Annotated in this window: 5 protein-coding genes; all 5 read right to left on the bottom strand. The window is 50.5% G+C overall.

Annotation, left to right across the window (positions count from 1 at the left end; genetic code table 11):
• Positions 1 to 291: 291 nt before the first annotated feature.
• A complete protein-coding gene (locus tag Q0835_RS25845) occupies positions 292 to 594 on the bottom strand; it encodes a hypothetical protein (protein ID WP_298965695.1) in 303 nt (100 codons plus the stop codon).
• Positions 594 to 1466, bottom strand: coding sequence for a phage integrase N-terminal domain-containing protein (locus Q0835_RS25840; protein WP_298965692.1), 873 nt, complete (start codon positions 1464 to 1466; stop codon positions 594 to 596). The genes Q0835_RS25845 and Q0835_RS25840 overlap by 1 nt, the downstream gene beginning before the upstream one ends.
• A gap of 1043 nt (positions 1467 to 2509) precedes the next feature.
• Positions 2510 to 3907: a hypothetical protein gene (locus Q0835_RS25835; RefSeq protein ID WP_298965689.1), complete on the bottom strand. Its 1398-nt coding sequence runs from the start codon at positions 3905 to 3907 to the stop codon at positions 2510 to 2512.
• On the bottom strand, positions 3904 to 5748 hold the full coding sequence (locus Q0835_RS25830) for a serine protease (protein WP_298965686.1): 1845 nt from the start codon (positions 5746 to 5748) through the stop codon (positions 3904 to 3906). Before Q0835_RS25830 ends, Q0835_RS25835 begins: the two co-directional genes overlap by 4 nt.
• Before the next feature lie 3 nt (positions 5749 to 5751).
• Positions 5752 to 7527: a hypothetical protein gene (locus Q0835_RS25825; protein ID WP_298965684.1), complete on the bottom strand. Its 1776-nt coding sequence runs from the start codon at positions 7525 to 7527 to the stop codon at positions 5752 to 5754.
• Positions 7528 to 7560 lie beyond the last annotated feature (33 nt).

Genomic DNA, 7560 nt, shown 5'->3' with positions numbered 1-7560 from the left:
CACTGAAGATGTCGTACTTCAGTACCTTGAGAAGCACATCGATAATCCTACCGGCATCAGCCGGTAGTGGTTTAGTTGTGCCTTATTGATCAGTGGCTGAGGGCCCCGAAAACTCACCCCTTTACAGAATTCGTCGCCGGTTGACACAAAACTGATGCTCGCAAAGGCGTGAATGTTACCAAGCTGACAAAAGCAAGACACCAGCCACACCAAACCAAACCCACCTGCGCAGGTGGGTTTGGGCGGTGAGGGACTGGAGGATGCAGATCCAGATCAGGAGCAGGGTAAGGATCACCATGTGATGACCAGTTCGGGATATTCGGTGGCGATGGAGGGGCGGAACGGGTCCTGATCGAGGAACGTTGGCCGCCACATGTAGTGGAACTGTTCCCGGTCGAGCCATTCTTCGAGGGCTTTGGCCTGTTGGGTGTCCGAGAGGTCGAAAGGGGCATCCTGGGTGATGCGGTGGTCACGAAACCCGAGTGACGCGGCTTCATGAATGGCGCGGGCAACATTGGCCGGTTCGAACAGGACTTTCGCCAGTTCGTGACGTTCGTCAGTGGCCATCAGGTAACAGCTTTCAGCGCGTTTCATCAGAAAGCCCTCCCAAGATAGGTATCCGAGATCTTGAGGCGGGCATGGCCCAGTTCTGCGGATATCTTGCGTCGGGCGGATCGATCGGCTTCCCGTTCTTGCTTGGTCATCTCTTGCCAGGGTTTACCGCCGGCAAGCGGGCACGGCAGGCCGGTGAGTGTGAGGTAGCGGTTTTGCGCGTAGGCATGCCGGAACCCGTGCATGTTGTGGAATCCGGCCTTGTGGGTCTGGTACTCGTAGCGCTTCATGTGCTCGACGTAGGACAGGTTCGGCGGAATGAGTGAACCGCGTCCTTGAATGAACGTTGCGACCTTGTAGAGCGTTTCGCGCTGTTGGCGTGTCGTTACGGGTACCGACCTGGCTCGGCCGCCTTTGCACCAACTGGCCTGCAATTGGATTTGGTCGGCGCGGATGGCTTTGTGTGGCTGGAACTTCAGCGCTTCTTCGCGGCGCAGTCCGAAAGCGACCTGCAAGAGGATGGCGGCGCGGACATAGGGACAGGCCACGTTCTGGAATGTGCTCGGGTTGAAAATCTGAGCGCGGTTGCGGTTGGGCTCGCCCCGTTCGCCAACGCCGTAGTGGGCGTTGTCGCGGTGGACCACGTTGGGTTTACCGATTTTCTCGGCCCACCAGCGCAGCCAGGTCAGGCGGTTGCGAATGCTCGCCTCCGACTTGTCGGCATCCAGCCAGCGTTCGACCAGGGCGTCGACGTGTTTGGGTTTAAGAGAGGTTGCCTTGGGTAGGCGGTAGCCAAGGTCTCTCAGTTCATTGGCCATTGCGGTTAGACCGCGTCTTCTGTTGGTCTGTGTGCCGTAAGATCCGTCGCGGTTTCTGTGGCATAAATTTACTAGGCTCATGGTGAGGTCGTCCATCTTGCTTGTCCTTGTTAAGGGCTAAGTGTTGATGGCGACGAGCGTGTCCTTAGACGACGTCATCCCGCGAAGGTCATTCGCGGCAGGGCCGGAATGGTCAAAAGTCTCCTTTAGCGGTTGAAGCCTCCCGAACCGGTCGGGTGACCGGTCGATGTGGTTCGCCCTGTTGGGCATCCGTCCTCGATGTCTCGGTGACGGGGTGTGTGCCACGCCGCGGCGGGGCACGGATATCGTGAGTGAGCATGCTGCTCTCCTGTCTGTTTGGAAAAAGGTCTGGTGAGATGGATCAGGCAGTCGCGTGATCTGAGGGAATAATGAACGGGTGTGGGAATTAAGGGCCAGCGGCATAGGTCAAAAATGACGAAGTTCGTAAGGTACTGGAAGGGTTGTCATTTGAGTGTCGTGTGGGATCGTTTGCGGATTAGTGGCGGGTACCTTGGGGTTGGGCGGTGCCGTCACTCCCCGACAGGTCGGCGAGTGACGGCACCTCGTCCGCCGCAGAGTCGGACATGGGATGTCCGACATCGGCCCACCTTTGCTACGCGCCTCATATGGTAACCGCCTGCAATTCGTGAGCCCCTTGGCGGGATATCGGCACTGTGACCTGCCTTCGGCGTTCCGCAAGCCTGGTGCCGCCGCTGCGCGGTCTCCCGAGCACAGGCTTGCAGCCCGCTTTTCCGTCAGGTCTTGTGGTGCCGTCCGCCTTAGGGAGGCTCAGGCTTTGCAGGCGGGAATGAGTGAAGCTTTGCTCCGCTTGGCGGGCCAAGGGCGGCTTAGGGCCGTTTTTTGTGTCGGGGAAGGCCTTCCCCTGGCTTCAAGCCGTTAAGTGAGTATATGCCACATCAATTTGGTAAAGCTTTGAAGCCACACCAATGGACAGATCCAGCTCCAACGGCTAGCGCGCGCTAGTCTTCTAGCAATTCTCCAAAATCAGCAACGTATTGAACGCGAGATTGCATCTCAGAATCGCTAAATCATCTCTAGATGAGCGTCTAAGAATTCGATCGATTAAACAAGAATCAGGCAAGACTGATTCCATTTTTTTACTTCAAAAGTGGAAAAACACCGCGAGTTGTTGTTTCAATTAGGTCCATTTTTATTCGATCGTCTTTAGTTAACTCGGTATTAGTCATGAAATTGTCAAGGGCTCCTCGAGTTTGAGTGCCGAGAATGCCGTCAACATAGAGCGGAAATCCTGCCTCTTCCAAGCTTTCTTGCAACTTCATAATCGAGTGCCTCGCCAATGGTAAATTGGCGCCTGCTGGCAAATTCGCAAGATGTTGTACTAGCGTCACTTCATAAAGCCCTTCCTGATCCTCGTTGTTGCTCGTTGCTGTCACAATCGACGCCATATTGCCACTAGGTGAAACGGCCAAGTGGTGTACATTGTTTCGGAAACGCAGTGCTCCTAAATAGCTGAAATTCCTATTTTCGAGCTTGAACCGATGAACAAATGTTGACCCAACATAAGACACTAGGATGAGTTTTCCTTGAATGTCGGAAGCTAGAAGACCAAAGCGGGATTTTGAAGTATCGAATGGGGGTGAAATACGCCTGAGGTCAAATTCTAACACCTCAGACCGCAGAATGGCCAAAGATCGTGCATATTCTTGAGTTGGGAACAACGAAAGGAGACCCGCTTCGGCATCAAGAACCAACACCTGCATTGGGTCAAAAGGTAAAAATGGCTTAACCAAGCTGTGCAAGATGCTGGAGGAATCCCCTCCGACTACTTGTTTGCCACTAGCCTGAATAAAACTGTCTACATTGAAGCAATTCGTGGAAGACGAAAATAAATTATCTGTTTGTACTCGCCCGTACTCTATAGCTTTTTCATTTACAACACTAGTCACATAGAATTCACGCTCTCGATATTTAAATATTGAGATTTGGGTGGCTTTACCACACTGTAGAAATAGGAAGGCTGGCTCGTATTTTGCCGATGTGCCGGCGGCAAGCTCCAACGCTTCCTGTGCAGAAAGCCTCATGGCGGCGAGCCAAGTTGGGCTGACTGCGTAAACGGTGTCGCCATCTACTGATAAGACCTGAGAAAACGGGTCTCCGAAAGTTGCAACACTAGTTTTTTCGATTGGACCATGAAGCGAAGCGCTGAAATTCGGATAGATATAAAACACACCACCGTCAACTGTCGTTGGATCTTGATCCCCTAAGACGACAAGTGTGTCGTCGTGCAACATTACTGCACGAGGCTTTGAAAGTTCGAATTCGACTTCACCGGTAACTGCAAGCGGAAATGTCGAGAACCGCGTGGCGCGCTTTTCGAGTGTTATTAAGGCTTCACCCTGATCTGTCACGGAGACATCCTGAACCGGAGCGAGATCGAAGATTCCCTCAACCCTTACTGCTTGGCTCTCACTTCCTGCAAGCGCTAATGGAGTGGGGAGCAAAAACAGCAAGAAAGCTGCAGAAAAACGATTCATAGAGTTTCGCATAACCTGTTCGCCTTCACCTCTTCGTTTTCAAAATTTTCTAGAAATGCAACGATTGCGTTCACGGAGTCTTGTGTTCGATTTTTATCGTGCGGAAAGTAGTAGCACGAGATTGAAGTACCTTGAGAGGTACTCTTAACCTCAAAAACAAACCGATGTTCGTGTTCAACATGTTCGTTTTCAGCCAGTTTTTTGGCGTCGAAAGTGTAGCCAAAAAAAAGTTTGGGCCCTTCAGAAGGTATTTCGAAGATTTCGTCGTCGTAGTGGCTCATGTCTGGTTTCAGAAGCCCGCCGATAGCGAATGCATAGTCCGCACTACGGGCCCTTGGGAGACGAAATTCTGTGTCTTTGCATTCTGTGGTGAATTTTATATCGCGAGCAAAATACTGTCCTGATTTAAACGCACGGTCCGCGCTCTCGTTATAGAAGCTCTCGGAGCCGTAGTTTACAGGGTTAAGTAGTCGATTTCCCTCGTGGTTAGGCTTGAGGTCAAGCATTGGCCTGAGGCAAAATCCCATAAGGCTAGTGACAACGGGCAGTGTCATTGACCGCTCGTAGGAGACTGTGAAGCGCGGACCGTTCATGTCCTTAGTGTTGACTACAAAACCCCAGCGTGGCTCGCCAAGTTCGTCACGCATCTGCTTTACAGCTGGCACAACAGGCTCACCTTCGAGAATAGCTTCTAAGGCTGTCTGTACATGTTCAGTAGTGATCTGATCGCGGTTTGCGCGCTCCAATGCAATTGCAGTAACCATTTGAGCACCGCGATTGTCCAATGCCGTTATGTCTTTGTCTTGCTTAATGTCTTTTGATTCTAACTCTTGCTGTGCTTTGGCAAGAATGCCGTCTGAGACTTCAAGTTTTCTTGTACTTTTGATTAAATCGGCAACTTGATCCATCAAAATTTTATTTTGCTTTCGCAGCACTTCTATCTGTTTAGTCTGTGAAAATAATGTATCAACTAAGTTTAGTAACTGCGCTTTACTTTCTGGATCCGACGGGTCGCTCACGCCAAAATTTGCAAAAGTCACCTGCGTGTTGCAGGACACTTCGGATTTAATTTCGTCCGGAATAAGATCGAAAAACTGCCGCGTTGGAGTCATAAGTACGTCGACTTTGCCCCTGATTGCCGAAATAAATCCAACAACGCGACCCTGCTCATCAACGATTGGAGCACCACTGTCGCCGCGCGCCGGACGTAACTTGTCGTTGTTAGGCACATCGTGCACCAGGACACGCAATGCTCCCATTCGATCTAAGGCACTTTCGCCAGCAGTTAGTTTCACGGCAACAGGCACCCGAAGATTCTTGGCTAAAGAGTTGTCCAATTGACGATTTTTTAACAGATAGTAGGTAGCTCCGGGTTCGATTTCGCAAGCGGACAAAGGTAACGGAACTGCATCAAACTGCAAAACGTCTATACGTGCCGCGTCAATACCGGGGAAAGGAGACTCGGTCACAATACCATTTGAATTATCTTTGATTGTCGCACTGATGTTATGATCTTCAGGGTATTCTAATAGAGTTTCGCGCGCAGGTAAGTGGATCTTTGCACTATCGCTAAGACTGGAAGCGAGATTGTGAAAATCTGTCGAAGTACGAGTAACGTGCTTTGCAGTAATCACGACACCCGGTGCAATAGCAAACCCTGTTCCAGTTTCAGTAATTTTGGGCACACCATTTCGGCTGGCTTTGCCCTCAACTGTTACTCGGAAAAGTTGTCGTGGCTTTAGATCTAGCTCGCCCGGCAGACTTGTGACCCACTTGTCTGCGAGCGCGCTATGAGTGCCCAAAACCACAATAAACGAGGCGATAGCTGCAGATTTCAGCATCTCTTATTCCTCTGGCGCGAGAACGTATAGGTAGCTTTTTGCAAGCGTTCTATTCTGCCCCTCCAATTTATATTCGAGGTTGATTGTATAAATACCGGACTCAGTTACGCTTAGGTCTGACGCGGTGTAGACAAGTGAGCCGGACAACAAAAGTGAAGCGCCCTGATCAAAATGCATGGTTCCAATAACACTTTGAGCGGCATTAGGTTGGTAAACTGGTTGCAGCATCACTTTTATTTCAGCTGCCCGCGCCTCTTCTGCATCAAAGCCCGTAACCGCTGCAAAATCGATGCTGAGCGTTGCACCGAAAAGATCTTCCTCGAATAAGACCGAGTCTTCCACCACGAGACCAATTTCGCCAATTGGACTGCCCGCAAAAACAACCGGGCTGCCAGATACGCCCTGAATTCCGTCGCGAACTGGGTCAACCAGCATATTATATATGTATTCGGTCGTATTTCTGTCGCCAACAATAAACGGATGTTTCGCGTGCATCACCACATATTCGTTTTGCCAAGTCTCGTTGTGCTGGTTTGCCGGTAGCAATGCGGAGTCTTTGTGAACTGTGCCATCTCCTTGTGCATTGACACGAAAACTAACTCCGTCACCATCACCATTAGCACCAAAATCGACATATACTGTCTGGCGAGTGTTCTTTACGAAACGACCGATGATGCCGTGGTTAGATTTAACAGTTTTGGGTAGTCCTGCGTCCATTATTTCGTCAATAATTTTACGGTTCTCTATGCCATTGCGAAAGAGCGCACGACGTACGTCACAGCGGCTGTAAGGACAGTGTTCTTCGCCGAACGCAAGCATGAGTTCGAGCCAATACTCTTCGTTGTAGGGTGTAGCAATTGCGAAGCGGTCCGGGTCAGAAGGTCCTGCTCCTCGCGCGCAACAAAAATCATAGGTAGGCAATAACTCTACGGGTGCCGAGAATGAAAGAATTGTATCTTGAATGGCACGTTTTCCACCCAGTAGAATTTCGCTAACCCGGCCCCAACCTTCAAGTAGAGTGGCTGCTAGATTGACTGAGCCGTAGTGTGGCACAGCCAATTCGACAAATGTGTGCAACCTATCTGCTGCAGTGCGGGGTGCATCTAGGAAGGTTGAAGGATAACTTCCATGCGGACTTGGACCATAAGCCGCACTACACAGATCTTGATAATCCGAGTCTGACAATTTTGCGTCCGCCGCAGAGCCTCGAGTGCAGAGCCAATGGGGTCCACGTTGGCTCAACATTATACGAGCAACGATGCCGCCCATTGAGTGGGCAATGATGTCATATTCACCCGATGGAATGTTCTCTTCAATAAACTCATTAAGCTGTAGAGCGTTCAGAAAATTTGAACGACGCCAATCGTAAGCGAATACGAATAGGTTCTCGCCTTCTGTGTATTCACCGCGGTATATGTCGCCGCGTAAACTGTCGCCCATGGAGACCGTTCCATCAAGAAAATCGATGATACTCGAATAGAGGCCAACTTCGATCGTTCCAAATGCTAAGGGCAAGTCGCGCAGCGCGTCGGTTGCTTGTAGTTCGGCTGGTAATCCTGTGTTCGGCAAAAGGTTCATTGAATGAAAATTGCGGCGACGGAGCGAGCTCAGATCGCCCCAAATGATTTTGTCATCCGCGTCCTTAAGCGTAGATCCGATAATACCGTGCACAAAAATGACAGGTCTTTCAGGCGGCTTAGCACTAACCGCTGTACAGCCTCCCAAAACAAGCACAACAGAAAACAATGTACGAAAAAGTGATGCGATTTTCGAAATCATTTCGAGCTCCTCTTATCGATATGGAAAAACTCA

The organism is uncultured Roseibium sp. (assembly GCF_947499295.1).
In the GTDB taxonomy this organism is placed as follows: domain Bacteria; phylum Pseudomonadota; class Alphaproteobacteria; order Rhizobiales; family Stappiaceae; genus Roseibium.
This window is presented reverse-complemented; position numbering and strand designations above follow the sequence as displayed.

What these genes read in the sequence shown, in the direction of transcription:
- Q0835_RS25845 (WP_298965695.1), bottom strand. Translation starts at nt 594, where the DNA reads ATGAAACGCGCTGAAAGCTGTTACCTGATGGCCACTGACGAACGTCAC.
- Q0835_RS25840 (WP_298965692.1), bottom strand. Translation starts at nt 1,466, where the DNA reads ATGGACGACCTCACCATGAGCCTAGTAAATTTATGCCACAGAAACCGC.
- Q0835_RS25835 (WP_298965689.1), bottom strand. Translation starts at nt 3,907, where the DNA reads ATGAATCGTTTTTCTGCAGCTTTCTTGCTGTTTTTGCTCCCCACTCCA.
- Q0835_RS25830 (WP_298965686.1), bottom strand. Translation starts at nt 5,748, where the DNA reads ATGCTGAAATCTGCAGCTATCGCCTCGTTTATTGTGGTTTTGGGCACT.
- Q0835_RS25825 (WP_298965684.1), bottom strand. Translation starts at nt 7,527, where the DNA reads ATGATTTCGAAAATCGCATCACTTTTTCGTACATTGTTTTCTGTTGTG.